27 protein-coding genes and 1 riboswitch are annotated in these 25,811 nt (G+C 72.5%); of the genes, 16 read left to right on the forward strand and 11 right to left on the reverse strand.

Annotated elements, in window-relative coordinates; all coding sequences use genetic code 11:
- Positions 1 to 24 precede the first annotated feature (24 nt).
- The 6 genes from ACFYQQ_RS38790 (at position 25) to ACFYQQ_RS38815 (ending at position 5,659) form a co-directional block, all read left to right on the forward strand.
- Complete coding sequence (locus ACFYQQ_RS38790) at positions 25 to 780, forward strand: metallophosphoesterase (protein WP_355779893.1); 756 nt, start codon at positions 25 to 27, stop codon at positions 778 to 780.
- Positions 781 to 927: 147 nt separating this feature from the next.
- Positions 928 to 1,371, forward strand: coding sequence for an SRPBCC family protein (locus tag ACFYQQ_RS38795; protein WP_355779879.1), 444 nt, complete (start codon positions 928 to 930; stop codon positions 1,369 to 1,371).
- 321 nt (positions 1,372 to 1,692) lie between these two features.
- Positions 1,693 to 2,862 (forward strand): ArsA-related P-loop ATPase, encoded by a 1,170-nt coding sequence (locus tag ACFYQQ_RS38800; protein ID WP_356174820.1) that lies wholly within the window; start codon positions 1,693 to 1,695, stop codon positions 2,860 to 2,862.
- A gap of 103 nt (positions 2,863 to 2,965) precedes the next feature.
- Entirely contained in the window at positions 2,966 to 3,442 is a 477-nt protein-coding gene (locus tag ACFYQQ_RS38805) for a DUF5304 domain-containing protein (protein ID WP_355794361.1), read from the forward strand.
- A 54-nt stretch (positions 3,443 to 3,496) separates the two neighbouring features.
- Positions 3,497 to 4,450, forward strand: coding sequence for an ROK family glucokinase (locus ACFYQQ_RS38810; protein ID WP_355794362.1), 954 nt, complete (start codon positions 3,497 to 3,499; stop codon positions 4,448 to 4,450).
- A gap of 438 nt (positions 4,451 to 4,888) precedes the next feature.
- On the forward strand, positions 4,889 to 5,659 hold the full coding sequence (locus ACFYQQ_RS38815; RefSeq protein WP_356174825.1) for an endonuclease/exonuclease/phosphatase family protein: 771 nt from the start codon (positions 4,889 to 4,891) through the stop codon (positions 5,657 to 5,659).
- A gap of 241 nt (positions 5,660 to 5,900) precedes the next feature.
- Here ACFYQQ_RS38815 and ACFYQQ_RS38820 read toward each other — a convergent pair whose 3' ends face one another.
- A complete protein-coding gene (locus ACFYQQ_RS38820; protein WP_356174827.1) occupies positions 5,901 to 6,533 on the reverse strand; it encodes a hypothetical protein in 633 nt (210 codons plus the stop codon).
- Positions 6,526 to 7,335 (reverse strand): alpha/beta fold hydrolase, encoded by an 810-nt coding sequence (locus tag ACFYQQ_RS38825; RefSeq protein WP_355781376.1) that lies wholly within the window; start codon positions 7,333 to 7,335, stop codon positions 6,526 to 6,528. The genes ACFYQQ_RS38820 and ACFYQQ_RS38825 overlap by 8 nt, the downstream gene beginning before the upstream one ends.
- A 245-nt stretch (positions 7,336 to 7,580) precedes the next feature.
- On the opposite strand from ACFYQQ_RS38825, the gene ACFYQQ_RS38830 reads away from it, so the two are divergent.
- From ACFYQQ_RS38830 to ACFYQQ_RS38850, 5 genes are all read left to right on the forward strand, one after another.
- Positions 7,581 to 8,393, forward strand: coding sequence for a lysophospholipid acyltransferase family protein (locus ACFYQQ_RS38830; RefSeq protein ID WP_355781391.1), 813 nt, complete (start codon positions 7,581 to 7,583; stop codon positions 8,391 to 8,393).
- Positions 8,394 to 8,421: 28 nt separating this feature from the next.
- Positions 8,422 to 9,642, forward strand: a complete 1,221-nt coding sequence (gene macS / locus ACFYQQ_RS38835) for a MacS family sensor histidine kinase (protein ID WP_355781373.1) — start codon at positions 8,422 to 8,424, stop codon at positions 9,640 to 9,642.
- 192 nt (positions 9,643 to 9,834) lie between these two features.
- Positions 9,835 to 10,482 carry a response regulator gene (locus ACFYQQ_RS38840; protein ID WP_388907273.1) on the forward strand — a complete coding sequence of 216 codons (648 nt, stop codon included), beginning with the start codon at positions 9,835 to 9,837 and terminating at the stop codon, positions 10,480 to 10,482.
- Positions 10,483 to 10,640: 158 nt separating this feature from the next.
- Positions 10,641 to 11,669, forward strand: coding sequence for a 6-phosphofructokinase (locus tag ACFYQQ_RS38845; RefSeq protein ID WP_355781367.1), 1,029 nt, complete (start codon positions 10,641 to 10,643; stop codon positions 11,667 to 11,669).
- Positions 11,670 to 11,751: 82 nt separating this feature from the next.
- Positions 11,752 to 12,756 carry a 2-hydroxyacid dehydrogenase gene (locus ACFYQQ_RS38850; protein WP_355781364.1) on the forward strand — a complete coding sequence of 335 codons (1,005 nt, stop codon included), beginning with the start codon at positions 11,752 to 11,754 and terminating at the stop codon, positions 12,754 to 12,756.
- Here ACFYQQ_RS38850 and ACFYQQ_RS38855 read toward each other — a convergent pair.
- Both ACFYQQ_RS38855 and ACFYQQ_RS38860 read right to left on the reverse strand, forming a co-directional pair.
- Positions 12,699 to 14,597: an anthranilate synthase family protein gene (locus tag ACFYQQ_RS38855; protein ID WP_388907237.1), complete on the reverse strand. Its 1,899-nt coding sequence runs from the start codon at positions 14,595 to 14,597 to the stop codon at positions 12,699 to 12,701. The two genes, ACFYQQ_RS38850 and ACFYQQ_RS38855, sit on opposite strands and share 58 nt — an antisense overlap.
- A gap of 112 nt (positions 14,598 to 14,709) precedes the next feature.
- Positions 14,710 to 14,850, reverse strand: a complete 141-nt coding sequence (locus ACFYQQ_RS38860) for a trp operon leader peptide (RefSeq protein ID WP_356174839.1) — start codon at positions 14,848 to 14,850, stop codon at positions 14,710 to 14,712.
- An 87-nt stretch (positions 14,851 to 14,937) separates the two neighbouring features.
- Between ACFYQQ_RS38860 and ACFYQQ_RS38865 the strand changes: the two genes are divergently transcribed.
- The 3 genes from ACFYQQ_RS38865 to ACFYQQ_RS38875 all read left to right on the forward strand — a co-directional run bounded on the left by ACFYQQ_RS38865 (position 14,938) and on the right by ACFYQQ_RS38875 (position 18,004).
- The gene (locus ACFYQQ_RS38865; protein WP_356174842.1) at positions 14,938 to 16,092 is read left to right on the forward strand and encodes a glycoside hydrolase domain-containing protein; all 1,155 of its coding nucleotides are present in this window, start codon (positions 14,938 to 14,940) and stop codon (positions 16,090 to 16,092) included.
- Positions 16,093 to 16,239: 147 nt separating this feature from the next.
- Positions 16,240 to 17,592: a class II 3-deoxy-7-phosphoheptulonate synthase gene (locus ACFYQQ_RS38870; protein ID WP_355795256.1), complete on the forward strand. Its 1,353-nt coding sequence runs from the start codon at positions 16,240 to 16,242 to the stop codon at positions 17,590 to 17,592.
- 160 nt (positions 17,593 to 17,752) lie between these two features.
- Entirely contained in the window at positions 17,753 to 18,004 is a 252-nt protein-coding gene (locus tag ACFYQQ_RS38875) for a (2Fe-2S)-binding protein (RefSeq protein ID WP_355788871.1), read from the forward strand.
- Positions 18,005 to 18,016: 12 nt separating this feature from the next.
- Here the strand turns inward: ACFYQQ_RS38875 and bfr are convergent, their stop codons facing one another.
- On the reverse strand, positions 18,017 to 18,496 hold the full coding sequence (gene bfr / locus ACFYQQ_RS38880) for a bacterioferritin (protein WP_355788874.1): 480 nt from the start codon (positions 18,494 to 18,496) through the stop codon (positions 18,017 to 18,019).
- Between the two features lie 154 nt (positions 18,497 to 18,650).
- Here bfr and ACFYQQ_RS38885 point away from each other — a divergent pair, with 154 nt between their 5' ends.
- Entirely contained in the window at positions 18,651 to 19,283 is a 633-nt protein-coding gene (locus ACFYQQ_RS38885) for a sulfite oxidase-like oxidoreductase (protein ID WP_355788876.1), read from the forward strand.
- 19 nt (positions 19,284 to 19,302) lie between these two features.
- Here ACFYQQ_RS38885 and ACFYQQ_RS38890 read toward each other — a convergent pair whose 3' ends face one another.
- The 6 genes from ACFYQQ_RS38890 to thiO all read right to left on the reverse strand — a co-directional run bounded on the left by ACFYQQ_RS38890 (position 19,303) and on the right by thiO (position 25,286).
- Complete coding sequence (locus ACFYQQ_RS38890) at positions 19,303 to 19,779, reverse strand: DUF4396 domain-containing protein (protein WP_355788879.1); 477 nt, start codon at positions 19,777 to 19,779, stop codon at positions 19,303 to 19,305.
- Positions 19,780 to 19,857: 78 nt separating this feature from the next.
- On the reverse strand, positions 19,858 to 20,727 hold the full coding sequence (locus ACFYQQ_RS38895) for a deoxyribonuclease IV (protein ID WP_355788881.1): 870 nt from the start codon (positions 20,725 to 20,727) through the stop codon (positions 19,858 to 19,860).
- Between the two features lie 87 nt (positions 20,728 to 20,814).
- The gene (gene pknB, locus ACFYQQ_RS38900) at positions 20,815 to 22,749 is read right to left on the reverse strand and encodes a Stk1 family PASTA domain-containing Ser/Thr kinase (protein WP_355788884.1); all 1,935 of its coding nucleotides are present in this window, start codon (positions 22,747 to 22,749) and stop codon (positions 20,815 to 20,817) included.
- Positions 22,750 to 23,094: 345 nt separating this feature from the next.
- Positions 23,095 to 23,889, reverse strand: a complete 795-nt coding sequence (locus ACFYQQ_RS38905; RefSeq protein WP_355792728.1) for a thiazole synthase — start codon at positions 23,887 to 23,889, stop codon at positions 23,095 to 23,097.
- A 3-nt stretch (positions 23,890 to 23,892) separates the two neighbouring features.
- Entirely contained in the window at positions 23,893 to 24,093 is a 201-nt protein-coding gene (gene thiS / locus ACFYQQ_RS38910; RefSeq protein WP_355792725.1) for a sulfur carrier protein ThiS, read from the reverse strand.
- Positions 24,090 to 25,286 (reverse strand): glycine oxidase ThiO, encoded by a 1,197-nt coding sequence (gene thiO / locus ACFYQQ_RS38915; protein WP_355792722.1) that lies wholly within the window; start codon positions 25,284 to 25,286, stop codon positions 24,090 to 24,092. Before thiO ends, thiS begins: the two co-directional genes overlap by 4 nt.
- A riboswitch (TPP riboswitch) is annotated at positions 25,284 to 25,396 on the reverse strand. Its footprint overlaps the gene before it by 3 nt.
- Positions 25,397 to 25,448: 52 nt before the next feature.
- On the opposite strand from thiO, the gene ACFYQQ_RS38920 reads away from it, so the two are divergent.
- Positions 25,449 to 25,799 (forward strand): hypothetical protein, encoded by a 351-nt coding sequence (locus ACFYQQ_RS38920; RefSeq protein ID WP_355792719.1) that lies wholly within the window; start codon positions 25,449 to 25,451, stop codon positions 25,797 to 25,799.
- Positions 25,800 to 25,811: the final 12 nt, after the last annotated feature.

Consider the following 25,811-nt stretch of genomic DNA (forward strand, 5'->3'; position numbering starts at 1 on the left):
GGTAACCGAAGGACGCGCGTCCATGTGGTCAGCGACGTGCACGGCAACGCGCGCGATCTGGCCACGGCCGGAGAGGGCGCCGACGCCCTGATCTGCCTGGGTGACCTGGTGCTCTTCCTGGACTACGCCGACCACTCGCGCGGCATCTTCCCCGACCTCTTCGGACCGGAGAACGCGGACCGCATCGTCGAGCTGCGCACCGCCCGCCGCTTCGAGGAGGCGCGCGAGTTCGGGGCCCGGCTGTGGAGCGGGATCGGCGCGGACCGGGCCGCGGCCATCGAGAAGGCGGTACGCAAGCAGTACGCCGAACTGTTCGGCGCCTTCCCGGCACCGACGTACGCCACCTACGGCAATGTCGACATGCCGACCCTGTGGCCGGAATACGCCGGACCCGGTACGACGGTCCTCGACGGCGAACGGGTGGAGATCGGCGGGTGGGTCTTCGGGTTCGTCGGCGGCGGACTGCGCACGCCGATGCGCACGCCGTACGAGATCAGCGACGAGGAGTACGCGGCCAAGATCGAGGCGGTCGGCGAGGTCGACGTGCTGTGCACGCACATCCCGCCGGAGGTGCCGGAGCTGGTGTACGACACGGTGGCGCGCCGTTTCGAACGCGGCAGCCGGGCCCTGCTGGACGCCATCCACCGCACCCGCCCGCGCTACTCGCTCTTCGGCCACGTCCACCAGCCGCTGGTCCGGCGGATGCGCGTCGGGGCGACCGAGTGCGTGAACGTGGGGCACTTCGCGAGCTCGGGCCGGCCCTGGGCCCTGGAATGGTGAGGTCCGCGATCCTCCGGGCAGGCCACGCGGCGTTCTCGGCCCTGCGGACGCGGTGACGGCGGGGAGGTCCGCGCGCGGTAGCCTTCACGCTGCACACACGTGCGCAGCACCCTTCCTCACCGGACCGCATCTGGAGGAGCCACCGCGATGGCGGAACACACCAGCTCGAGCATCACGATCGAGGCGGCACCGGCCGACGTCATGGCGGTGATCGCGGACTTCGCCCGCTACCCGGACTGGACCGGCGAGGTGAAGGAGGCGGAGGTTCTCGCCACGGACGCGCGGGGCCGCGCCGAGCAGGTGCGTCTCGTCATGGACGCGGGCGCCATCAAGGACGACCAGACGCTGGGCTACACCTGGACCGGCGACCACGAGGTCTCCTGGACCCTGGTCAAGTCCCAGATGCTCCGCTCCCTCGACGGCTCGTACCACCTCGCCCCGGCCGGCCCCAACGCCACCGAGGTCACCTACCGCCTGACCGTCGACGTCAAGATCCCCATGCTCGGCATGATCAAGCGCAAGGCCGAGAAGGTCATCATCGACCGCGCCCTGGCGGGCCTGAAGAAGCGAGTGGAATCCGGCGAGAAGTAGCCGGAGCCGGAGGTAACGCCGGTGTCATCCGCCTGAGCAAGGCGGAGGCTTTTCGACGCGGTCCGGAAAATTCCAGCCCGTCCGGCGTTTGAGGACGAGCCCGCAGGGCGATCGACGGCTGGGAAGCCGGGGGTGCGTTCGCGTCGGGGGGCAGGGATTCAGCCCGTCCGGCGTTTGAGGACGAGCCCGCAGGGCGATCGACGGCTGGGAAACCGAGGGCACCCCCGCGACGGGGGCCGACGAACCGAACGCCCGCCAGGCAGGCCGACGCCCAGGTGAGCCCGCCCCCCGGCCGGCAAGGCCCAGGTACCGTTCACCACCATGCGCACCATCCTGATCACCGGCCAAGGCGGCACCGGCCGCACCACCGTCGCCGCGGCCACCGCGCTGAAGGCCGCCCGCGAGGGCACCCGCACCCTGGTCCTGAGCGCCGACCGCACCGACACCCTCGGGGCGGCCCTCGGCACCCGTACCGGCGCGGACCCCGTCGAGGCCGCGCCGCACCTCACCGCCTGGCGCCCCGACGCCGCCGAACGCTTCCGCGACGACCTCACGGCCTTCCAGGAGCGCGCCACCAGCGCCCTGGACCTCCTCGGAGCCACCCGTCTCGACGCCGAGGAGGTCACCCCGCTGCCCGGCGCCGAAGAGCTCGCGCTGTTGCGCGCCCTGCGCGACGCGGCCACCTCGGGCACGTACGGCCTGCTGGTCGTCGACCTCCCGCCGGCCCCGCAGGCCCTCGCCCTCCTCGCGCTCCCCGAGGAACTGCGCCGCTATCTGCGCCGGCTGCTCCCGGCCGAACGCCAGGCCGCCCGCGCCCTGCGCCCCATGCTCGGCCGGCTGGCCGGCGTACCGATGCCCGCGGAGTGGCTGTACGAGACGGCGGCCCGCTGGGACGTCGAGCTCGCCGCCGTGGAGGCGGTCGTCGGGGACGACGCCACGACCGTACGGCTGGTCGCCGAGCCCGGACCGGCCGGCGCCGACGCCGTACGCACCGCGGGCACCGCCCTCGCCCTGCGCGGTCTGCGCGTCGACTCCCTGGTCGCCAACCGCGTACTGCCTTCCGCCACGGAGGACCACTGGCTGGCCGCGCTGGCGGCCCAGCAGTCCAAGGCCCTGGACGAATGGCGGGGGGCGTACGCCCTGCACGAGGTCCCGCACCTCGGGCACGACCCCCGCGGCGCCGACGACCTGACCGCACTCGCCGTCCCCGGTGCGGGTGAATCCGGGACGCCGGTCGAGTGGCCCGTCACCGACCACCTCGCCGACGACGGGGTGCTCGTCTGGCACCTCCCGCTGCCCGGCGCGATACGCGAGGAACTGGACCTCGTCCGCCGCGGCGACGAACTCGTCGTGGCCGTCGGACAGTTCCGCAGGATCGTGCCGCTGCCGTCCGTGCTGCGCCGCTGCACGGTGGCCGGCGCCGCCCTGCGCGAGGGCGAGCTGCGCGTGCGGTTCGCCCCCGATCCCGGGCTGTGGCCGCAGGGCCGGTGACCGGATCGCGGTCACCGGCCGGGAAACCGGGCCGCGGACACGGTGAACCGCGTACCTCCGTTCGGGTAACGTCGGAGGGACGAAACGTAGTCAGGAGTCCGCCATGAGCGAAGAGCGCCCCACGTCCGACGCCGCTCAGGACAGGGACGACGAGGTGCGAGCCGCCGACGCCGATGCCGACGCCTGGGCGAAGGCGTGCGCCGAGGACCTCGCGGCGGAGAAGGCCCGGCGCAGGGCCGAGCACGGCACGCCGCCCGGCTCCGCCGCCGAGGAACTGCGCAAGCTCGTCGACGCCGTCGCCGACAAGCTGTCCGGACTGCAGTCGCCGCTGTTCGGTGCCGTCGCCTCGGGCACGGCCCAGCAGATGGTCAGCCAGGTCGTGCAGCAGGCCAAGGCGGCGGTGGAACCCGTCATAGAACGCAACCCGGACGTCTTCGACCACCTGGCGGCCGCCGGCTCCGAGCTGCTCGCCGCCTACCGCTCCGCCGTCGAGGCCCAGGAGCGGCGCTGGACGGCCCGGGACACCACCCGCCCCCGGGACGAGGGCACCGGTCCCGGGGAACACATCGACTTGGACTGAGAGCCCCTCGGGTACGGTTGCCCGTAGCGGGGCTCGACCGAAACTGAGGGATTCATGGGACTCACCATCGGCGTCGACATCGGCGGCACGAAGATCGCGGCCGGCGTGGTCGACGAGGAAGGCAACATCCTCTCGACCTTCAAGGTGCCGACCCCCACCACACCGCAGGCGATCGTGGACGCCATCGCCGCGGCAGTGGAGGGTGCCCGGGCGGGGCACGACATCGTGGGCGTGGGCATCGGTGCCGCCGGTTACGTCAACCGTCAGCGCTCGACCGTGTACTTCGCGCCGAACATCGACTGGCGGCAGGAGCCACTGAAGGACGAGGTCGAGGCCCGGGTCGGTCTGCCCGTCGTCGTGGAGAACGACGCGAACGCGGCCGCGTGGGGCGAGTACAAGTTCGGTGCCGGCAAGGGGCACCGCAACGTCATCTGCATCACCCTCGGCACCGGCCTCGGCGGCGGCATCATCATCGGCAACAAGCTGCGCCGCGGGCACTTCGGCGTCGCCGCCGAGTTCGGGCACATCCGGATGGTCCCGGACGGGCTGCTGTGCGGCTGCGGTTCGCAGGGCTGCTGGGAGCAGTACGCGTCCGGCCGTGCCCTCGTCCGGTACGCCAAGCAGCGCGCCAACGCGACCCCGGAGCGCGCCGAGGTCCTGCTGGCCCTCGGGGACGGCACCCCGGACGGGATCGAGGGCAAGCACATCTCGATGGCCGCCCGGCAGGGCTGCCCGGTCGCCGTGGACTCCTACCGCGAGCTGGCCCGCTGGGCCGGCGCCGGCCTGGCCGACCTGGCCTCCCTCTTCGACCCCTCCGCCTTCATCGTCGGCGGCGGCCTGTCGGACGAGGGCGACCTGGTGCTCGACCCGATCCGCAAGTCGTACAAGCGCTGGCTGGTCGGCGGGAACTGGCGGCCCGTGGCCGACGTCATCGCCGCGCAGCTGGGCAACAAGGCCGGTCTCGTCGGTGCGGCGGACCTGGCCCGGGAGCCCGACCCCGTCATGTGACGGCCCCCGCTCCACGGCAGCGCCCGCCGCACCCCACGAGGGGCACGGCGGGCGCTGCCGCGTCATGGACCACCGCGCCCCGCCCCACGGCCGGGGCAGCCCCGGTCACCGGGACGCGCCCCCGGACCGGCCAGGGCGTGCCCGGACGGGCAGGCTCGCATAGGTGCCCGGTTGCCGAGACGTCCCCCGGGGCCGGCCACGGAGTGGCGGGACGGGCAGGCCCGCACGCGTCCTCGTTATCCGGGACATAGCCCCGGACCGGCCGGGGCGTGCCGGGACGGGCAGGCACGCATACGTTCCCGCTCGCCGGAATGCGGCCCCGGACTGGCCAAGGCTGTCCGGGACCACCGCGCCCAGCCCTCGGCGATGCGCCGGACCGTCGGTGGGGTCGCGCCGTCGGGGCCGTGTGCAGGGGGCGGCTGTCGTATCTTGATCGGCATGTCTGCGAGCACGCCGAGCGCGACCCGTCCGCTGCCCGACTCCCGCACCGAAGCCGACGGTTCGGCCGTCGTGCGGGTGCTCAGCTACAACATCCGGTCGATGCGCGACGACACCGACGCCCTTGCCCGGGTGATCAGCGCCTGCGCACCCGACCTGGTCCTCGTCCAGGAGGCGCCGCGGTTCTTCCGCTGGCGCAAGAAACTGGCCCGGCTCGCGGCGGCCTCGGGGCAGGTGGTCCTGACGGGCGGCGCCACGGCGTCCGGGCCGGCCGTTCTCTGCAGCCTGCGCGCGACGGTCGAACGGACCGAGGACGTCCTGCTCCCGCTCACCCCGGGCCTGCACCGCCGCGGCTTCGCGACCGCGGTGGTCCGCTTCGGCGGGGCCCGCCTGGGCGTCGTGAGCTGTCATCTCTCGCTGCAGAAGGACGAGCGGTACGAGCAGGCGGGCCTGCTCCTCGACCGCGTCGCGGGACTCGGCACCCCGTACGCCGTCGCGGGCGGCGACCTGAACGAGCGCCCGGGCGGCCGTGCCTTCACCCGCATCGGCGAGGAACTCCGCGACTGCTGGGCGACCGCCCCCTGGGGCGCCGAGCACACCTCGACCCCCGCCGACCCCCACCAGCGCATCGACGCCCTCTTCGCGACCCCCGGCATCGAGATCCTGGGCTGCGGGGTGCCGATCGGCCATCCCGGGGTGACGGAGACGGACCTGAGGGCGGCCACGGACCACCTTCCGGTCCTCGCCGCCCTCAGAATCCCCGCCGCCTAGGTCGTGTCCGCGACGTCCCGTCGTCCGCCCGGAGGGCGGGTTCCGCGGCGTCTGGTGCGTGCTCTGGGGGTCCCCCCGGCCGGAGGCTGGGGGAGGGCCGGGCGGAGACCCTCGTACTGGACGTACTCGGGGCTTCGCCCGGTGCGGCGAGAGTGCGTGCCAGGCGTCGCGGAACAGGCGGGACTTCGCGGACACGACCTAGAGCCTGCCTCCGGCCAGTCGGGCGGGGAAGCCGTGGAGGTCAGACGACCGCGCCGCGGCCGGGGTCGTCCTCGCCCTCGTCGTCGCCCCGCATGCGCGTGACCAGCGTGGCGAAGCCGCCGAGGAAACCGCCGATGCCGAGGGTGGCGAGCCACCAGGTCATGTCCCAGCCGAGCAGCACCGCGAGCAGCAGCAGCACGGGCCCGCCGGTCACCGCGAGCCAGGCGAACTTGGCCGTCGTGTCGGCCGCGGGCAGCGGGGGCGGCTCGGGCGGCACGAAGTGGCCCTCGTCGTCGTCGCCGAAGTCGTCGTCGGAGGCGTCGGGGGACTCGTAGTCGCGGGGGCCGCCGGCGACGCCCGGGGCGAAGGCGACGGAGCTGCCCAGCGGTCTCGCCGACGCCGGGGGCTCCTTGGCGCGCCGACCGGGGGCGTCCTTCTCCGCGTCGTCCGCCCCGGTGCCGTCCGTCTTCGCGTCGTTGGTCTCCGGGTCCAGCAGGGCCAGGTCCTCGACGGACTTGAAGGGCTTCGCGCCGGGCGGGTCCGGCGGCTCGGCACCGTACCCGGCGACGATCGCCGCCCACGCGGCCTCCTCGTCGAAGGGCACGCTCTGCTCGTCACCGAGCGGCGGGTCCTTCTCGTCTGGCTCGCCGCGGTCCGCGTCGTACTCAGCCACCGGTGGCCGTCCCTTCCTGCTGACTCACCTGACCCGCTTCGGACTCCTCGCCGACCTCGGGCGCGAGCCGGCCGATGAACGCGTAGCTCTCCTCGAAGATCCGGTCCGCGTCATGGTCCAACGTCGCGACGTGGTAGCTCTGTTCCAGCAGGATCTCGGTCACGTCCGTGGACGACACCCGGCTGAGGATGCGGGCCGAGTCGGCGGGCGGCACGACATGGTCCTGGGGGCTGTGCAGCAGCAGCATCGGCTGCGTGACCTGCGGCAGCTCCGCGTCGACCACCCGGAAGAAGTTCCGCAGCGAGTGGGCGGCGTGCAGCGGCACCTTGTCGTAGCCGATCTCGACGCCGCCCTCCTTGGCGATGTCGCTGGTGAGCCCCTTCGTCGTGCGCACCAGGTGCCGCAGGACCGGAAGGGCGTACGCGGAGAGTCCGTGCACCTTGTTCGCCGGGTTGACGACGACGATGCCGCTGATGTCGTCCCCGTGCCGGGCGGCCAGCCGCAGGGTCAGGGCGCCGCCCATGGACAGGCCGCAGACGAACACGCGCGTGCACCGCTCCCGCAGGGCCCGCAGCTCGCGGTCCACCTCCGCGTACCAGTCCTGCCAGCCGGTGAGCTGCATGTCCTCCCAGCGCGTGCCGTGCCCGGGCAGCAGCGGCAGCGCGACGGTCAGACCCCGCTCGGCCAGGTACTCCGCCCAGGGGCGCAGCGACTGCGGGGAACCGGTGAAGCCGTGACAGAGGAGGACGCCGGTCTCTCCGCCTTCGTGGCGGTACGGCTCGGCTCCGGGAAGGACCGGCACCTTCGGTCTCCTTGCTCATCAGGGGGCGGAACGGTCATGTGCGGGCGGAACGGGTCACGGGCGGGCGAACCGGAGACGGCACGACGACCGGGGCGGCACGTGCGCCCGAGGGTCCCGAGGGTTCGGGGCGTACTTCACCGTACGCGACCGCACTGACACCGACCAGGGTCGTCGGGGCCATTGGCAGTGCTCCGGGTTAAGGTCTGACCGACGACACAGGAGGCACTCGGTTGATCTACGGCGCAATGAAGTTTTCCATCGGAGGGCCACTGAAGCTCGCCTTCAGGCCCTGGGTGGAAGGCCTCGAGAACATTCCCGCCGAGGGCCCCGCCATCCTGGCGAGCAATCACCTGTCGTTCTCGGACTCGTTCTTCCTCCCCGCGGTCCTCGACCGCAAGGTGACGTTCATCGCGAAGGCCGAGTACTTCACCACGCCCGGCATCAAGGGGCGGATGACCGCGGCCTTCTTCAAGGGCGTGGGCCAGCTTCCCGTGGACCGCTCCGGAGGGCGCGGCGCGGGGGAGGCGGCCATCAAGAGCGGGGTCGACGTCATCGAGCGCGGTGAGCTGTTCGGGATCTATCCCGAGGGCACGCGCTCGCCCGACGGGCGTCTGTACCGGGGCAAGCCCGGCGGTCTCGCGCGCGTGGCACTGGCCACCGGTGCCCCGGTGATCCCGGTCGCCATGATCGACACGGAGAAGATCCAGCCGCCCGGGCAGGTGATGCCGAAGCTGATGCGGCCCGGCATCCGCATCGGCAGGCCCCTGGACTTCAGCCGGTACGGCGGCATGGAGCACGACCGCTTCGTGCTCCGCGCCGTGACCGACGAGGTCATGTACGAGATCATGAAGCTCTCCGGCCAGGAGTACGTCGACATCTACGCGACGGCCGCCAAGCGACAGATCGCGGAGGCGGCCAAGGCGGAGAAGGAAGCCGAGAAGGCGGCCAGGGCCGCCCTCGCGCAGGCGGAGAAGGACAGGGCCCAGGCCGCCAGGGACCGGGCCCAGGCGGAACAGGACGGCAGGGAACGGGCGGACGGGGAACGGTCCGGCTCGTAACCGCGTCCGTCATGTGGGGGTGGGGGACATGGCCAAGCGCGAGAGAGTCATGAGGATGTCGGTCGAGCAGCCGCTGTGGCGTGCGCTCACCGCGTACCGCGTCCTGACCCTGTTCTACGCGATCGGGCTCTTCGTCACCGCGTACGACAGGTTCCCCCGGCCCTGGGTGGCCGTCGGCTACTACGTGGTGCTGGCCGGGTGGACCCTCGCGACGCTGCCCCGGGTCGCCGGGGCCGCGGCGTGCACCAAGCCGTTCCTCGCCGCCGACCTCACCGTCGCGCTGGCGGGCGTCCTGCTCACCCGGGTCGCCGACGACGTGTCCCGGATAGAGGCCGGCGGTCCGACCCTGCCGTCGATCTGGACCGCGGGATCCGTGCTGGCCTTCGCCATCAAGGGCGGCTGGCGCTGGGCGGCCTTCGCCTCCACGCTCGTCGCGGTCGTCAACATCGCCGAGCGCGGCGCCCCGACCCGGGACACCGTCCACAACGTGATCCTCGTCTGGGTCGCCTCCATCGCCATCGGCTACGTGGTCGAGGTCGCCCGCGCCTCCGAGCGCACCCTCGCCCGGGCCCTGGAGATCGAGGCGGCGACCCGGGAGCGGGAGCGCCTGGCCCGGGACATCCACGACGGTGTGCTCCAGGTCCTCGCCATGGTGCAGCGGCGGGGCGCGGTGCTCGGCGGCGAGGCGGCCGAACTGGGGCGGATGGCGGGCGAGCAGGAGGTGGCCCTGCGCTCACTGGTCTCCGGAGGGCTCGTGCCGGTCTCGCGGGTCTCCGAGGACGTGGCGCTCGGTGCCGTCGTCCGCGCGGTGGACGAACCGGACGAGGAGACGGGCGAGCCGGTCGACCTGCGCCCGCTGCTCGCACGCTACGCACGCGCGCGGGTGACCCTCTCCGAGCCAGGCGCGCCGGTGCCGCTGCCCCCGGTCGCGGCGCGGGAGCTGGCCGGTGCCGTCGGCGCCGCTCTGGACAACGTCCGTGAGCACGTCGGGGAGAGCGCCCGCGCCTGGATCCTGGTCGAGGACGAGCCGGACGCGGTGATCGTGACCGTGCGCGACGAGGGGCCCGGCATCCCGGAGGGGCGGCTCGCCCAGGCGGAGGGGGAGGGGCGGCTCGGTGTCGCCCTCTCGATCCGGGGTCGGCTGCGGGACATCGGCGGCACCGCCGAGCTGATCTCGGTCCCCGGGCAGGGCACGGAGGTCGAGCTGAGGGTGCCGAAGGCCGCGCGGGGGGCCGCGGGGGTGCGCTGACACGGCGGGGCACAGGCACAGGCACGGGCACCGATACCGGGCCGGGCCGGACGGAACGACGAGCACGACGAGCACGGCGACGAGCCGTACGACGACAATCGCGACGACGAGGACGACGGGGCAGTGATGACGGAGACGACGACGGGGACGACGGGGGCGGCGCAGCAGCCGGGCGGGGACCCGATCAGGGTGATGGTCGTCGACGACCACCCGATGTGGCGCGACGCGGTCGCCCGCGACCTCGCCGAGGCCGGTTTCGACGTGGTCGCCACGGCGGGCGACGGCGAGCAGGCCGTACGCCGGGCCCAGGCCGTCTCGCCCGAGGTCCTCGTCCTGGACCTGAACCTGCCCGCCAAGCCCGGCGTCCAGGTCTGCAAGGAGCTCGTCGGCGCCGACCCCGCCCTGCGCGTCCTGGTCCTGTCGGCCAGCGGCGAGCACGCCGACGTGCTGGAGGCGGTCAAGTCCGGCGCCACGGGCTACCTGCTGAAGTCGGCGTCCACGGAGGAGCTGATCGACGCGGTGCGCCGGACGGCGGTCGGCGACCCGGTGTTCACCCCCGGACTCGCGGGCCTGGTCCTCGGCGAGTACCGCAGGCTCGCCTCCGAGCCCGCGCCCGCCACGGGCGCCGACGAGCCCAAGGCCCCCCAGCTCACCGACCGGGAGACGGAGGTCCTGCGGCTGGTCGCCAAGGGCCTGAGCTACAAGCAGATCGCCGAACGCCTGGTCATCTCGCACCGCACCGTGCAGAACCACGTGCAGAACACCCTCGGCAAACTCCAGCTGCACAACCGCGTCGAGCTGGTGCGCTACGCCATAGAGCGCGGCCTCGACGACGCCTGACACCCCGCCGGGTAAACCGCCCGTTCGCACCGACGAGTGACGGCACAGTGATCAACTCCCGGACATTGCACCGGAATTGACCTTCCGCCCCATGCCGAAGTGACCTGGATCACTATTAGCGTGAGTTCCATCAGGCAACCCGGTGAAGGGACTTTTCCATGCGAGTCGGAGTACTGACCGGAGGCGGCGACTGCCCCGGGCTCAACGCCGTCATCCGGGGCATCGTCCGCAAGGGCGTGCAGGAGTACGGCTACGACTTCGTCGGCTTCCGGGACGGCTGGCGAGGCCCCCTGGAGAACGACACCGTGCGGCTCGACATCCCGGCGGTGCGCGGGATCCTGCCCCGCGGCGGCACCATCCTCGGCTCCTCGCGCACCAACCCCCTCAAACAGCAGGACGCCGTCCGCCGGATCAAGGAGAACCTCGGCAAACAGGAGGTCGAGGCGCTCATCGCGATCGGCGGCGAGGACACGCTGGGAGTCGCCGCGCGGCTCAACGACGAGTTCGGCATCGGCGTCGTCGGCGTCCCGAAGACCATAGACAACGACCTCTCGGCCACCGACTACACCTTCGGTTTCGACACGGCCGTCGGCATCGCCACCGAGGCCATCGACCGGCTGCACACCACCGCCGAGTCCCACATGCGGGTCCTGGTCTGCGAGGTGATGGGGCGGCACGCGGGCTGGATCGCCCTCCACTCGGGCCTCGCGGGCGGCGCGAACGTGATCCTGATCCCCGAGCAGCGCTTCGACGTCGAGCAGGTCTGCGCCTGGGTGACCTCGCGGTTCAAGGCGTCGTACGCCCCGATCGTGGTCGTCGCGGAGGGCGCGATGCCCAAGGACGGCGACATGGTCCTCAAGGACGGCACCCTCGACTCCTTCGGGCACGTGAGGCTCTCCGGCGTCGGCGAGTGGCTGGCCAAGGAGATCGAGCGGCGCACCGGCAAGGAGGCCAGGACCACGGTCCTCGGGCACGTCCAGCGCGGCGGCACCCCGAGCGCCTTCGACCGCTGGCTCGCCACCCGCTTCGGACTGCACGCCATCGAGGCCGTCCGCGACGGCGACTTCGGGAAGATGGTCGCCCTGCGCGGCACGGACATCGTCCGCGTCCCGATGGCGGAGGCCACGGCCAGGCTCAAGACCGTCGACCCGAAGCTGTACGAGGAGGTCGGCGTCTTCTTCGGCTGACCCTGGCCCGTCCCCGGCCGACCGGCGCCCCGGTGGTTGCCGCCCTATATTCGGCGGTAACCACCTCAGCCCGGGAGGAACCGTGGAGATCCTGGCCTTCGGCGTCCAGTCAGACGAGAAGCCGCTGATCGAGAAGGCCTTCGACGGACACTGCGAGGTCCGCTGTCTCGACGTCTTCCTCACCGAGGACACCGCCCCCATCGCGGCCGGCCACGAGATCGTCTCCAGCAGCGTCAACGCCGAACTCGGGCCCCGCGTCCTGGAGATCCTGGCGGCCGGCGGCACACGGATGATCGCCCAGCGCTCGACCGGCTTCAACAACATCGACCTGGACGCCGCCGGGCGCCTCGGCATGACGGTCGCCCGCGTCTCGTACTACTCGCCGTGCTCCGTCGCCGAGTTCGCCTGGACCCTCGGCATGGCCGTCAACCGCCGGGTCGTGCGCGCCGCCAACCGCACCCGCGACTTCGACTTCCGGCTCGACGGGCTGATGGGCCGCGACATGCACGGCCGCACCGCGGGCGTCCTCGGCACCGGCAAGATCGGCGAGGCGTTCACCCGGATCGCCCACGGCTTCGGCATGCGGCTGCTCGGCTGGGACGTCGCCGAGAACCCCGCCTGCATGGAACTCGGCATGAAGTACGTCCCGAAGCAGCAGCTCCTCGCCGAGTCCGACCTGGTCACCCTGCACCTGCCGCTGATGCCCGAGACCCAGCACCTCATCGACGCCGCCGCGCTGCGCTCCATGAAGGACGACGCGATCCTCGTGAACTCCAGCCGGGGCGGCCTGGTCGACACCCGGGCCCTCGTCGCCGAGCTGCGCGAGGGCCGCTTCACGGGGGTCGGACTCGACGTGTACGAGGCCGAGGCGGGCCTGTTCTTCGTCGACCGGTCCCTGGAGGCCGTCGACGACGACACCCTGGCCCGCCTCGTCACCTTCCCGAACGTGCTGGTCACCTCCCACCAGGCGTACTACACCGAGGACGCCGTCGCCCAGATCGTCGACACCACCGTGCGCAACGTCCTCGACTACCTGGCGGGCCGGCGCTCGGAGAACGTGCTGGTGCCGGCGCTCGCGCGCAGCTGAGCCAGCAGCTCCCGCACGATCTCCGTACCGCGCAGCGACAGCACCGACTCCGGATGGAACTGCACGCCGGCGAACCCGGGCCCGCGCAGCGCGTGCACCTCGCCGGTGGCGCTCAGGCCGACCTCGACGTCCCGGGCGGCGAGCGCGGCGCGGTCCCGGTCGTCGCAGCGGGCCGTGAAGCTGTTGTAGAAGCCGACCGTCTCGGTGCGCCCGAACAGGTCGATGTCGCTCTGCGCGCCCTGGTGGGGGACGTCCTTGCGGACGATCGAAAGGCCCAGCTCGGCGGCGATCAGCTCATGGCCGAGGCAGACGCCCAGCACCCCGTGCCGGTGCCCGCGCAGCACCTCGGCGGTCAGGGCGCGCAGGAACCGCATCTTCGGGTCAGCGGTGTCCGAGGGGTCACCGGGACCGGGGCCGAGGACCACCGGCCCCTCGTGTCCGAGGACGGCCTCCCGCAACCCCGGCTCGTCGTACCGCCGCACGGTCACCGTGAGCCCGCACGACCGCAGTACGTGGGCCAGCATCGCGGTGAAGGTGTCCTCGCCGTCCACGACCAGCGCGTGCCCGGCCGGCCCCTCCGCCCGCTCCTGCATCCGCAGCCAGAACGGCGCGAGCGCGGCCCGCCGCCCGTCCAGCGCCGCCCGCACCCGCGGATCGTCCGCCAGCTGCGGCCGTACGCCCTCCGCCCGGTGCCTGCCCGGACGCACCCCCAGCGCCGCCAGCACCCCGGCGGCCTTCGCGTGGGTCTCGGCGACCTCGCCCGCCGGGTCCGAGCCGCGGACCAGCGTGGCGCCCACCGGCACGCGCAGCCCGCCCTCGGAGTCGATGTCGGCGGTCCGGATCAGGATGGGGGAGTCGAGGGTCTGCGCCCCGCCCGCGTCCCGGGCGAGGAGGGCCAGCGCTCCGGCGTAGTAGCCCCGCCCGCCCACCTCGTGCCGCTCGATCACCCGGCAGGCGTTCTGCACCGGCGACCCGGTGACGGTCGCCGCGAACATGGTCTCCCGCAGCACCTCGCGCACGTCCAGCGAGGAGCGGCCCCGCAACTCGTACTCGGTGTGCGCGAGATGGGCCATCTCCTTCAGCCGCGGCCCGATCACCACGCCGCCCCGGTCGCCGACGGTGCACATCATCTTGAGCTCCTCGTCGACGACCATCGACAGCTCCTCGATCTCCTTGCCGTCGGCGAGGAAGCCCAGCAGGTCCTCGGGTGTCGGCCCCTGCTCCGGATAGCGGTAGGTCCCGCTGATCGGGTTCATCACGACGGTCCCGCCGGACATCCGGACGTGCACCTCGGGGCTCGCCCCGACCAGCGTCCGGTCCCCGGTGTGCACGACGTACGTCCAGTAGGCGCCCCGCTCGCCGACCAGCAGCCGGCGGAAGAGGGCGAGGGCGTCGGCCCGGCCGAACCCGGGGATCCGGCCCTCGTACGTACGCCGGATGACGAAGTTCGCGCCCTCGCCCCGCCCGATCTCCTCCTCCAGCACCCGGCCGACGATCCCGGCGTACTCCTCGTCAACGACGTCGAAGCCGCCGTCCTCGACGCGCACGTCGTGCGACGGGAGCTGTGCCAGCGCCTCGTCGAGCGGGATCACGCGGGTCTCCTCGGCGGTCAGCACCGAAAGCGGGGTGCCGTCGTCGCGCACGTCGAAACCGCGCTCGCGGATCTGCCGGAAGGGCACCAGCGCCAGGGAGGGGCGCTCGCCCACCGGGATGTCGGCCAGGCTCTCCACCTCGCGCACCGGACCGAGCAGCAGCTCCACCGTGTCGTGGTCGTGGCCGGGGGTGCGACGGCGCAGCAGGGCGAACGGACGGGGATCGTCGAGCAGGTCGGGCAGGTTCATCGGTCCTGTTCCTTCTCGGAGGGCGGAGATCCACCAGGAGGAACGGCCGGGCCGGGAAACACCGAAGGCCGCCCCTCGGGCGGCCTTCGCGACGTGATGTGAGTACGCGCAGTCAGTGGGCCGCCGGATGAGCGGTCCACCACCAGTTCTGGGTCGAGTGCGCGAACATGCGCCGCACCCTACCCGACGGCCGGGACCGGCAACAGCGTGAACCGCGGCGGCGAGGGGTTCGCGGGGCGCCCTCGGCGGCCATTCATGGCCAGGAAGCCCGACCGAGGAGAGAGCCATCCAGTCAGCCCTTTCATCCCGAGTCCGCCGCCGCGGCGCCCGTGCGCTCACCGTGCTCACCGCCGCCACCGCGCTCGCCGCCGGACCGCTCGCCGCGGCCCCGGCCGCGCCCCTGCCCCAGGAGGAGACCGTCGAGGTCGCCTACCGGGGCCACGTGTTCACCGTCCCCGCGTCCTGGCGGGTCGTGGACCTGGAGAAGGACCCCGACGCCTGCGTCCGCTTCGACCGGCACGTCGTGTACCTCGGGACTCCGGGCGAGCGGCAGAACTGCCCCGCGGACCCGGCCGGGCGCACCGAGGCGCTCCTGGTGCAGCCCGCCGGGTCCGCCGCGGCCGACGTCACCGAGAACCGCACGGCCGGCACCTACCTGGCCACCGCCGACCGGATCGCCGTCACCGCCGCGTACGGACAGGACCGCTCCCGCATCCGGGAGATCCTGCGCACCGCCGGGCTGCCCGTCACCTCCGCGCACGCCGAGACGCTCTCCGGGGCACCGGTCGCGCTGCCCGCCGACGCGACGAGCTTCCAGGGCAAGGGCTTCGACGCCTGCACCGCCCCCGGCCAGTCGGCGATGGACGCCTGGAAGGGCACCTCCGGCTACGGCGCCGTCGGCGTCTACATCGGCGGCATCAACCGCGCCTGCGCCCAGCGCAACCTCACCGCCGACTGGGTGCGGACCCAGTACGCCAACGGCTGGAGATTCTTCCCGCTCTACGTCGGCCGGCAGCCCTCGTCCGACGGCGGCAGCTGCGGGAGCGGCTGTGCGGCGATCACCGACCCGGAGCCGCAGGGCACCGCCGCCGCCGACGACGCGGCCCGGCAGGCCGGGGCGCTCGGGTTCGGCAAGGGCACCGTGATCTACAACGACCTGGAGCACTACGTCCGCGGCGCGGCGGTGACCAAGCGCGTGCTCGGGTACCTGGAGGCGTACACCGTGCGCCTGCACGAGCTCGGCTACCGCTCGGGGGCGTACGGCAGCGCGACCTCCCTGGTCCCCGACCTGGTCGCGAACGCGGACGGCGGCACGCTCCCCGACGTGATCCACTTCGCCCGCTGGAACGACTCCGCCACCACGTCCGACCCGGCGCTCCCGGAGAACATGTGGGCGGACCACCAGCGCATCCACCAGTACGCGGGCGACCGCACCGAGACCCACGGCGGGGTGAAGATCGGCATCGACCGCAACCAGCTCGACGTGGGCTCCTGACCGCGCGCCGTGCCCGGCGGGCCCCGCAGCGCCGGGCCCGCCGCCGGTCTCGCCGGCCGCCCTCGTCCCCACGCCGTACGAGCGGACCCCGTCTCACTTGATGAGCAGGTGAATGGACGCCGGAGCCGACCCCGTAATGTTGGGGAGGTGACCGTGAACGCTAAGTCCAGCGCGAGCGCTGGCAACACCTGGCGAGACCTTCCCGCGGCGCAGCAGCCCGAGTACCCCGATGCCGAGGCTCTGCGCGATGTGATCGCGGACCTCGAGTCGTATCCGCCGCTCGTCTTCGCGGGCGAGTGCGACCAGCTGCGCGCCCGGTTGGCGTCCGTCGCCAAGGGAGAGGCGTTCCTCCTCCAGGGCGGCGACTGCGCCGAGGCCTTCGACGCGGTGTCCGCCGACCAGATCCGCAACAAGCTCAAGACCCTGCTCCAGATGGGCGCCGTGCTCACGTACGCCGCCTCGGTGCCGGTCGTGAAGGTCGGCCGGATCGCGGGCCAGTACTCCAAGCCGCGTTCCAAGCCGACCGAGACCCGCGACGGCGTGACGCTCCCCACGTACCGGGGCGACTCCGTCAACGGCTTCGACTTCACCGAAGAGGCCCGCATCCCGGACCCCGAGCGCCTGAAGCGGATGTACAACGCCTCCGCCTCGACGCTCAACCTGGTGCGCGCCTTCACCACCGGCGGCTACGCCGACCTGCGCCAGGTGCACGCCTGGAACCAAGACTTCGTGAAGTCGTCCCCCTCCGGCCAGCGCTACGAGCAGCTGGCCCGGGAGATCGACCAGGCGCTGAACTTCATGCACGCCTGCGGGGCGGACCCGGAGGAGTTCAAGACCGTCGAGTTCTACGCCTCCCACGAGGCGCTGCTGCTCGACTACGAGTCGGCGCTCACCCGCGTGGACTCGCGCACGGGCCGGCTGTACGACGTCTCGGCCCACATGGTGTGGATCGGCGAGCGCACCCGTCAGCTGGACGGCGCGCACATCGAGTTCGCCTCGAAGATCCGCAACCCGATCGGCATCAAGCTCGGCCCGACGACGACGGCCGAGGAGGCGCTGCAGTACATCGAGCGCCTCGACCCGGACCGCGAGCCCGGCCGCCTCACCTTCATCGTGCGGATGGGCGCGGACAAGGTCCGCGACAAGCTGCCCGAGCTGGTCGAGAAGGTCACCGCCTCCGGCGCGACCGTCGCCTGGATCACCGACCCGATGCACGGCAACACCTACGAGGCGGCCTCCGGTCACAAGACCCGGCGCTTCGACGACGTGCTCGACGAGGTCAAGGGCTTCTTCGAGGTCCACAAGGCCCTCGGCACCCACCCGGGCGGCATCCACGTCGAGCTCACCGGTGACGACGTCACCGAGTGCGTGGGCGGCGGCGACGAGATCTTCGTCGACGACCTGCACCAGCGCTACGAGACGGCCTGCGACCCGCGCCTGAACCGCAGCCAGTCCCTGGACCTGGCGTTCCTGGTCTCCGAGATGTACCGGGACCAGTAGCGGCTCACCGGCCGGTCCGGTGTTCACCTCGGTGTGAAGTGGGGCGCGGATCACATGCGATCCGCGCCCCGACCCACTTTTGCGGTTCCCGAGCTATGGGTAAGGTTAGGTTTGCCTCACCGAACAATCGGGACGGCATGACCAGGGATCCCGTCGGGAGGTGAGCCGCGTGTTCGTCTGCAACTGCTTCGGTGTCACCGAGGCTCAGGTGAAGCAGCACGCGGAGGCCGGTGCCTGCACCCCCCGCCAGATCGCCTCGGCCTGCAAGGCCGGCACGGACTGCGGTTCCTGCGTCCGCCGCATCCAGGCACTGCTCGGCCGGGGGGCCACCCCGCGTCCCGAGCTGCTGGACCGGGCGCGTCCGGTGCTCGCCGAGACCGCGGCGCCCGCGGCCCTGGACGAGGCCGCCTAGCCCGCCTCCGGCTCAGCTCTCCGGCTGCTCGATCAGCTGCGCGATGTAGAGCGCCTCACCGAGTTTCTCGACCAGCTCCAGCTGGGTGTCCAGGTAGTCGATGTGGTGCTCCTCGTCCGCGAGGATCGACTCGAAGATGTTCGCCGAGGTGACGTCGCCCTTCGCGCGCATGACGTCGATCCCGCGCCGGAGGCGGTCGATCGCCTCCACCTCCACCTGCCGGTCCGCCTGGAACATCTCGGTCACCGTCTGTCCCACCCGGACATGGAAGAGCCGCTGGTAGTTCGGCAGGCCGTCCAGGAACAGGATCCGGTCGGTGAGCAGCTCGGCGTGCTTCATCTCGTCGAACGACTCGTGCCGCGTGTACTTCGCGAGCTTCGTCCAGCCGAAGTTCTCCTGCATCTTCGCGTGCAGGAAGTACTGGTTGATCGCGGTGAGCTCGGCGGTCAGCTGCTCGTTGAGGAATTCGATGACCTCGGGGTCGCCCTGCATCGCAGAGGCTCCTTCCAGGCGGGGAGTGGGCAGGTTGCGCCGCATCCTCGCATCGGCACCCGGGGCAGTCCAGTAAGTGCACGCTTAGTAGGAGTTGCCCGAATCGGGACAGGCCTGGTCATGTGCACCGCCCCAGGTCTGTCAGGATGGAGTCATGGGTCAGCCGGTGGAGCGTGAATCTGGAGAAGCGGCACAGCCGGACCTTCCGCCGGGACAGCGACTGCAGCGTGGCTGGCCGGTCACCCACTACGGCCCGGTGCCCAAGTTCCGCCCCGAGCGCTGGGAGTTCAGGGTCTTCGGCGCCACCGCCGACCAGGAGAAGCGCTGCTGGACCCACGAGGAGTTCACGGCCCTGCCGTACGCCACCGTGGTCGCCGATCTGCACTGCGTCACGAAGTTCAGCATGGTCGGCGCCGAATGGGGCGGCATCCCGGCGCGCACGATCCTGGAACTCGCCCCGCCGGCGCCCTCCGTCACCCATGTGATGGTGTGGGCGGAGTACGGCTTCAGCTCGAACCTGCGGCTCGATGACTTCGCCTCCGAGCGCAGCATCTTCGCCACCCACAAGGACGGCGAACTGCTCACCGCCGAGCACGGCTTCCCGCTCCGCCTGGTGGTGCCGCACCTGTACGCCTGGAAGGGGCCCAAGTGGGTCCGCGGCGTCGAGTACATGACGGCCGACCGCCGCGGCTTCTGGGAGGAGCGCGGCTATCACAACGTCGGCGACCCCTGGCGCGAGCAGCGCTACTCGTACCAGGAGGAGCCCGGGGACGGCCCCGAGCTCTGACCCTCCCGGCACCGGCCCCTCAGTGGTGGTACCGGTGCACCACCGCGTGGCCCTTGCCGCGGCCGATCATCCACCGGTTCACCGGCGTCGTCACCACGAAGGCGATGGCCAGCGAGATCGCCAGGGCGCCCCAGAACAGCAGGTCGTCCAGGTGGGCGTCCATGGCGTCCGGCCACAGGGCGATCACCGAGTTGTCGATCAGCTCCATCACCGCGATGGACAGGGTGTCCGCGGCCAGCGCGATCCGGAACGCCGTCCGGAAGCCGACGCCCGCCTTGAGCACGCCGCGCAGCGTGAGCGAGTAGCCGAAGAAGAACGCCAGGACGATCGCCAGGACCATCGTCGGCACGTTGCCCCAGCCGAGCGCCGTGCCGATCACCATGCCGAGCACCTCACCGATGGCGCAGCCGGTCAGGCAGTGCAGGGTGGCCTGGGCGGCCATCGCCCAGGTGACCTCGGCCTGGTGCACGTGCCCGGTGTGTGTGTCGTGCTCCATGAGATGCCCCCATCGTCAGGTAGCGGTTCCTGCGTCTGACAGGAACCGTATACCCCCCCGGGGTATTCCTCAACGGGGTCAGCCGTCGCGGAGCTTCTTCAGCCGCTCCACGTCCGCCGCGTGCCCCTCCTTGCCGCCGGGTGTCTCGATGACCAGCGGTACGCCCTCGGTCGCGGGGTGCGTCATCAGCTCACGGAACGGGTCCTCGCCGATGTGGCCGGAGCCGATGTTGGCGTGGCGGTCCTTGTGGGCGCCGACTACGTCCATGGAGTCGTTGGCGTGTATCAGCCGCAGACGGCCCGCGCCGACGGTGGAGACCAGCAGGTCCAGGGTCTGGCGCATGCCGTCGGGGCCGGTCAGGTCGTGGCCCGCGGCGAAGATGTGGCAGGTGTCGAGGCAGACCCCGAGTTTCGGGTGGGCGTCGAGCGCCTCGAAGTAGGGCGCGAAGTCCCAGGTCCGCGAGCACAGGGAGGAGCCCTGGCCCGCCGTCGACTCCAGCAGCAGGTACGGGTCGTCGTCGTGGGTCAGCTCGTCCAGCAGCGGCAGCATCCGCTCCCGTACCTGCGCGAGGGCCGTCGCCCGCTCCCGGCCGCCGGTGGCGCTCCCGGTGTGCACGACCACGCCCAGCGCGCCGATCTGCCGGGCCCGGCGCAGCGAGTGACGCAGCGAGGACACCGACTTCTCGACGGTCGCCTCGGTGTGCGAGCCGAAGTTGATCAGGTACGGGGCGTGGACGTACGCCGGGATCGACTCGGCGGCGCAGGCCGCGCGGAACGCCTCGTCCTGCCTGGGGTTGCCGACCGGCGTCGCCCAGCCGCGCGGGTTGGCGACGAAGACCTGCACGGCCTCGGCGCCCATCTCACGCGCGTAGGTCAGACCGACGGTGTCGAGGCCGCCGGCCACCGGGACATGGCCGCCGACGGGATTGCGGAGCTGCTTGCTTGTCACCCCTTCAGGGTGTCATGCACAGGCGGGTGCTCCGGCGGTGAGCCCGCCGGACCGGCGGCCGCTCCCGGGGGAGCGGCCGGGAACCGCTCAGCGGATCTCGATGCTGATCGTCGATCCCTTGGGGGCCTTGTCCCCGCCGTCCACCGACTGGCTCTCGACGGTGTCCCCGAAGAGGCCGAGCAGCCCGCGGTTCTTGTCGACCTCGAACCCGGCGTCCTCCAGCTTCCGGGTCGCGTCGTCCACGCTGTCCCCGACGACGTCCGGGACCTCGATCATCTCCGGGCCCTTGGAGAGGGTCAGCGTCACGGTGTCGCCCTCCGCGAGCTGCTTCTCGTCGCCGCCCGGCTTCTGCTCGGCGACCTCGCCCTTGTCGAACTCCGACGACGTCACCCGCTCCGCGGTGACCTCGACCTTCAGGCCCGCGTCCTCCAGCTCCTCGGTGGCGTCCTCGACCGAGGAACCCGTGACATCGGGCACGTCGATCGCGCGGCCCTTGCTCACCGTGATCGCGATGGCCGACCCGGCGTGCCGCTCGGTCCCGGCCCCGGGCTCCGTGCCGATCACTGAGCCGCGGTCGACGTCCTCGCTGAAGTCGCGGGTGACCATCCCGGCCGCCAGGCCCGCCGACTTCAGCCGGTCCCTGGCGCTCTCCAGCGTCTCGCCCTCCAGGTCCGGCACCTTCACGACCTCGGGGCCCTTGGAGATGGTCAGCGTCACCGAGTCGTTCTCCCGGATCCGCTCGCCGACGCCGGGGTCGACCTTGCTGACCGTGCCCCGCTTCACCGTGTCGCTGAAGTCGCGCCGGACCTCCTTCACGTCGAGGCCGGCCGCCTCCAGCCGGTCCCTCGCCTGGTCCTCGGTCTTCTCCAGCACCGCCGGGACCTTGGTGAACTGGCCGGAGTTGATGTACCAGACGCCCGCGCCGACGCCGAGCACCAGCAGCACGGCCGCCACGATCGCGACCATCCCGCGCCGGGGCCGCACACCGGCGCCGGGGCGCCGGCGCGGCGGGACCGGCGGGCTCGCGAGGACGCTGGTGCGGTTCAGCGCCGCCTCGTCCTCGTTCACCGGCAGCGGCCGCTGCCCGGACAGCGAGCGCGGGATCACGCTCGTCCGGTCGTCGGCGTTGTCGTGGTTCACCGCCACGGCCTTCGGCGGTACGGCGTCCAGCTGCTCGGCGCTCAGCCCGCCGCGCGCCTCCAGCACCTCGGCGAGCAACGCCACCGCGTCGTACGGACGCACCTCGGGATCGCGCGCGGTCGACGAGGCGACCAGGTCGTCCAGGACGAGGGGCAGCCCCGGGACGGCGGCCGACGGCGGCGGCACGTCCGCGTTCAGGTGCTGGTAGAGCACCTGCGCGGGGGAGTCGCCCGAGTGCGGCTTGTCGCCGGTGAGCATCTCGTACAGGACGACGCCGCAGGCGTACACGTCGACGCGGGGGTCCGCCGTGCCGTGCTCTATCTGCTCGGGGGCGAGATAGGAGACGGTGCCGAGGACGGACCCCGTGGTGTTCGTCACGGTGTCCACGGCGCGCACGAGTCCGAAGTCCGCCACCTTGACCCGGCCGTCGTCCCCTATCAGGACGTTCTCCGGCTTCATGTCGCGGTGGACGAAACCGGCGCGGTGGGCGGCGCCGAGCGCGGCGAGGACCGGCTCCAGGATGTCGAGCGCGGCCCGCGGCTGGAGCGCCCCGCGCTCGCGCAGCACGTCACGCAGGGTGCACCCGGCGACGTACTCCATGGCCAGGTAGACGTACGACCCGTCCGTCCCCTGGTCGAAGACCTGCACCACGTTCGGGTGGGCGAGCCGGGCCACGGACTTGGCCTCCCGGATGAACCGCTCGACGAAGGAGCCGTCGGCGGCCAGCGCCGGGTGCATCACCTTGAGCGCGAGCACGCGGTCGAGGCGGGTGTCCAGGGCCCGGTAGACCGTGGCCATCCCGCCGACCGCGATCCGCGCGTCGACGCGGTAGCGGCCGTCGAGCACCTGCCCGACAAGCGGGTCCTGAAGGGTCGTATCCACGCAGGTGAGTCTACGAGCCGCCACCGTCACGCCCACCCGGTCCGCTCTTTCCGGGGGCGGAATGCAGCAGAGCTGTGACTGTTGTGTGGCCGGTCCGACGCGGGCCCGCCGGGCCGCCGGCTGCTAGGGCCTGTCGTTTGGATCAGGCCGGTGTCGCGGGGTCTGGCACGCACATCTGCGGCGTTGTCGTCGGTCGCCGACTCCCCCACTCTCGGCTCCGCTCGAGCGGGGGGACCCCCATCGCTTCGACTCCCTCCTCCGCCTTGCAGCTGCACGCACCAGACCCCGCTCGGGTCGGCCGGGACGAACCGTCCGTCACGGCCGACCTGATCCAAACGACAGGCCCTAGAAGGCGGGGCGCTCGGGGTCCAGCCGTGCGCGCCCCTCCACCGGGGAGGAGGCCTCCGCAAAGTGCCGGCGCGGGATGCGGCCCGCCCGGTACGCCAGCCGCCCCGCCTCCACCGCGTGCCGCATGGCGTCGGCCATCAGCACCGGCTCCTGCGCCCGGGTCACGGCCGAGGCGAGCATCACACCCGCGCATCCCAGCTCCATGGCGAGCGCGGCGTCCGACGCGGTCCCGGCGCCCGCGTCCAGGATGACCGGCACGCGCGCGTGCTCCACGATCAGCTGGAAGTTGTGCGGGTTGCGGATGCCGAGGCCGGAGCCGATGGGCGAGCCCAGCGGCATGATCGCGGCGCAGCCGACGTCCTCCAGCTTCCGCGCCAGCACCGGGTCGTCGTTCGTGTACGGCAGCACCGTGAACCCGTCGTCGACGAGCGTCTCGGCGGCGTCCAGCAGCTCGATCGGGTCGGGCAGCAGCGTGCGCTCGTCGGCGATGACCTCCAGTTTCACCAGGTCGGTGCCGAGGGCCTCCCGCGCGAGCCGGGCGGTGAGGACCGCCTCGCCCGCGGTGAAGCAGCCCGCCGTGTTCGGCAGGACGCGGATGCCGAGCCGGTCGAGGACGGACAGCACCGAACCGTGCGCCCGCGGGTCGACCCGGCGCATCGCGACCGTCGTCAGCTCCGTGCCGGAGGCCACCAGGGAGCGCTCCAGCAGGTCCAGGCTGGGGGCGCCGCCGGTGCCCATGATCAGGCGGGACGCGTAGGACGTGCCGCCGAGGACGAAGGGGTCGTCGGCCATGGGTCAGCCTCCTTGGACGGCGGTGAGGACTTCGACGCGGTCCCCGTCGGCGAGGGCCGTGCCGGCCCACTGCCCGCGCGGGACGACGGTCTCGTTGAGGGCGACGGCGACACCGGACGGGGCAGCGGTGAGGGTCGCGACGAGGGCGTCGAGCGCGGTGCCCGGGGCGACGTGCCGGCGCTCCCCGTTGACGAAGATGTTCATGCGGGCTGCTCCGTGAGGGCGGTGCTGAAGCGGCGGGGGGTGAAGGGGCGTGCCAAGTCCGGGAGTTCACCGGTGGTCAGGACGTGCGCCATGGCGTCGCCGGTGACCGGGGTGAGCAGCACGCCGTTGCGGTGGTGGCCGGTGGCCAGCAGCAGGCCGTCCAGTCCGGTCGGCCCGAGCAGCGGGGCGTTGTCCGGCGAGCAGGGGCGCAGCCCGGCGCGGGTCTCGGTCAGCGGCAGTTCGGTGATCCCGGGGACCAGCTCGTGGGCGTCGCGCAGCAGCTCGTACACACCGCCCGCGGTGACCGTGGTGTCCCAGCCCAGCTCCTCGCTGGTGGCGCCGACGACCAGCTCGCCGTTCTCGCGCGGCACCAGGTAGACGTGGCTGCCGCGCACGACGGCGCGCACGGTCCGGCTCAGGAACGGCGCGTAGCGCGGCGGCACGGTCAGCCGCAGCACCTGCCCCTTCACGGGGCGCACCGGCGGCAGCAGGTCCTCCGGGACGCCCGCCAGCCGTCCGCTGAGGCTGCCCGCGGCGAGGACGACCCGGCCGGCCGGCAGGGCGGTGCCGTCCGTGGTGACCACCCCGGTGGCCCGGCCCCGGACGACGTCCAGCCGCTCGGCCCAGGTGCGGTGCAGGACGACACCGGCGCGCTCGCAGGCCACGACCAGGGCGGCGGCGAGCCGGCGCGGGTCGACCTGGTGGTCGCCGTCCACCCGCAGCCCGCCGCGCACGCCCGGTGCGAGCATCGGCTCCAGCCGGCGGCAGTCCCGGCCGCTGAGCCACGCCGACTCCAGGCCCGACCGGCGCTGCAACGCGTGCAGTTCGCGCAGGTGGGCGCGGTCGTCGGCGTCCAGCGCGACGGCGAGCGTGCCGCAGCGGCGGTAGCCGAGACCGAGACCGGTGACCTCGGTCAGCTCCGCCGCGAAGTCGGGGTAGCGCTCGGCGGAGGCCAGGTTGAGGCCGAGCAACGTCTGCTCGCCGTAGTGGAGTTCGGTGACGGCGGCCAGCATGCCGGCGGCCACCTGGGCGGCGCCGCCGCCCGGCTCGGGGTCCACGACCGCGGTGGTGAGCCCGCGCTGCGCGGCCCGCCAGGCGGTCACCAGACCGATGATGCCCCCGCCCACGACGAGGACGTCCGGCGAGCCCGAGGGCCCGCGTGCGGTGTCCGTGGACTGTGAGGTACGCGACATGGGCGTCCAGCCCCTCCCTTCGCCGGCATGACCCGGATCAGGTTCGTACGGTCGGAGGCCGTCCAGCCTCCCTCTCAGCCCGGTGCGTCCGGGCTCCCGCGTGTGCTTTACGTTGGCCACCCTAGCCCGTCGCCCCGGCCCCCCAGTAGAGGAGCTCCCCGCATGGCCCGCTCGCTCGACGGCCTCGTCCTCGCCCCGGTCGCCGACCAGGCGCCGGGCCAGGTCGGCACCCGCACCCGGTTCACCTACCACGAGCGGGAGGGACGGATCTGGGCCGACTACGCGGGCGGCGATGTCGTACGAGGTCATCTCGTGGGTAGTCGTGAGGGTGACCGCCTCGACTTCCGGTACGTGCAGCTGAAGCACGACGGAACGACATCCTCCGGGCACTGCGTGTCCCTGGTCGTCGAGCTGGCCGACGGACGGGTACGGCTTGAGGAGAACTGGCAGTGGGAGTCGCAGGAGGGCAGTGGGACGAGCGTGGTGGAGGAGATCGTCCAGCACGCCCGGTGACTGACGTGGTGT

This window comes from Streptomyces sp. NPDC005496 (genome assembly GCF_042872045.1).
Lineage (GTDB): Bacteria > Actinomycetota > Actinomycetes > Streptomycetales > Streptomycetaceae > Streptomyces.

Excerpts from the sequence above, each read along its gene's own strand:
- ACFYQQ_RS38795 (WP_355779879.1), top strand. The coding sequence starts at position 928 with ATGGCGGAACACACCAGCTCGAGCATCACGATCGAGGCGGCACCGGCC.
- ACFYQQ_RS38800 (WP_356174820.1), top strand. The coding sequence starts at position 1,693 with ATGCGCACCATCCTGATCACCGGCCAAGGCGGCACCGGCCGCACCACC.
- ACFYQQ_RS38805 (WP_355794361.1), top strand. The coding sequence starts at position 2,966 with ATGAGCGAAGAGCGCCCCACGTCCGACGCCGCTCAGGACAGGGACGAC.
- ACFYQQ_RS38810 (WP_355794362.1), top strand. The coding sequence starts at position 3,497 with ATGGGACTCACCATCGGCGTCGACATCGGCGGCACGAAGATCGCGGCC.
- ACFYQQ_RS38815 (WP_356174825.1), top strand. The coding sequence starts at position 4,889 with ATGTCTGCGAGCACGCCGAGCGCGACCCGTCCGCTGCCCGACTCCCGC.
- ACFYQQ_RS38830 (WP_355781391.1), top strand. The coding sequence starts at position 7,581 with ATGAAGTTTTCCATCGGAGGGCCACTGAAGCTCGCCTTCAGGCCCTGG.
- macS (WP_355781373.1), top strand. The coding sequence starts at position 8,422 with ATGGCCAAGCGCGAGAGAGTCATGAGGATGTCGGTCGAGCAGCCGCTG.
- ACFYQQ_RS38840 (WP_388907273.1), top strand. The coding sequence starts at position 9,835 with ATGGTCGTCGACGACCACCCGATGTGGCGCGACGCGGTCGCCCGCGAC.
- ACFYQQ_RS38845 (WP_355781367.1), top strand. The coding sequence starts at position 10,641 with ATGCGAGTCGGAGTACTGACCGGAGGCGGCGACTGCCCCGGGCTCAAC.
- ACFYQQ_RS38855 (WP_388907237.1), bottom strand. The coding sequence starts at position 14,597 with ATGAACCTGCCCGACCTGCTCGACGATCCCCGTCCGTTCGCCCTGCTG.
- ACFYQQ_RS38860 (WP_356174839.1), bottom strand. The coding sequence starts at position 14,850 with ATGGCCGCCGAGGGCGCCCCGCGAACCCCTCGCCGCCGCGGTTCACGC.
- bfr (WP_355788874.1), bottom strand. The coding sequence starts at position 18,496 with ATGCAGGGCGACCCCGAGGTCATCGAATTCCTCAACGAGCAGCTGACC.
- ACFYQQ_RS38885 (WP_355788876.1), top strand. The coding sequence starts at position 18,651 with ATGGGTCAGCCGGTGGAGCGTGAATCTGGAGAAGCGGCACAGCCGGAC.
- ACFYQQ_RS38890 (WP_355788879.1), bottom strand. The coding sequence starts at position 19,779 with ATGGAGCACGACACACACACCGGGCACGTGCACCAGGCCGAGGTCACC.
- ACFYQQ_RS38905 (WP_355792728.1), bottom strand. The coding sequence starts at position 23,889 with ATGGCCGACGACCCCTTCGTCCTCGGCGGCACGTCCTACGCGTCCCGC.
- thiS (WP_355792725.1), bottom strand. The coding sequence starts at position 24,093 with ATGAACATCTTCGTCAACGGGGAGCGCCGGCACGTCGCCCCGGGCACC.
- thiO (WP_355792722.1), bottom strand. The coding sequence starts at position 25,286 with ATGTCGCGTACCTCACAGTCCACGGACACCGCACGCGGGCCCTCGGGC.
- ACFYQQ_RS38920 (WP_355792719.1), top strand. The coding sequence starts at position 25,449 with ATGGCCCGCTCGCTCGACGGCCTCGTCCTCGCCCCGGTCGCCGACCAG.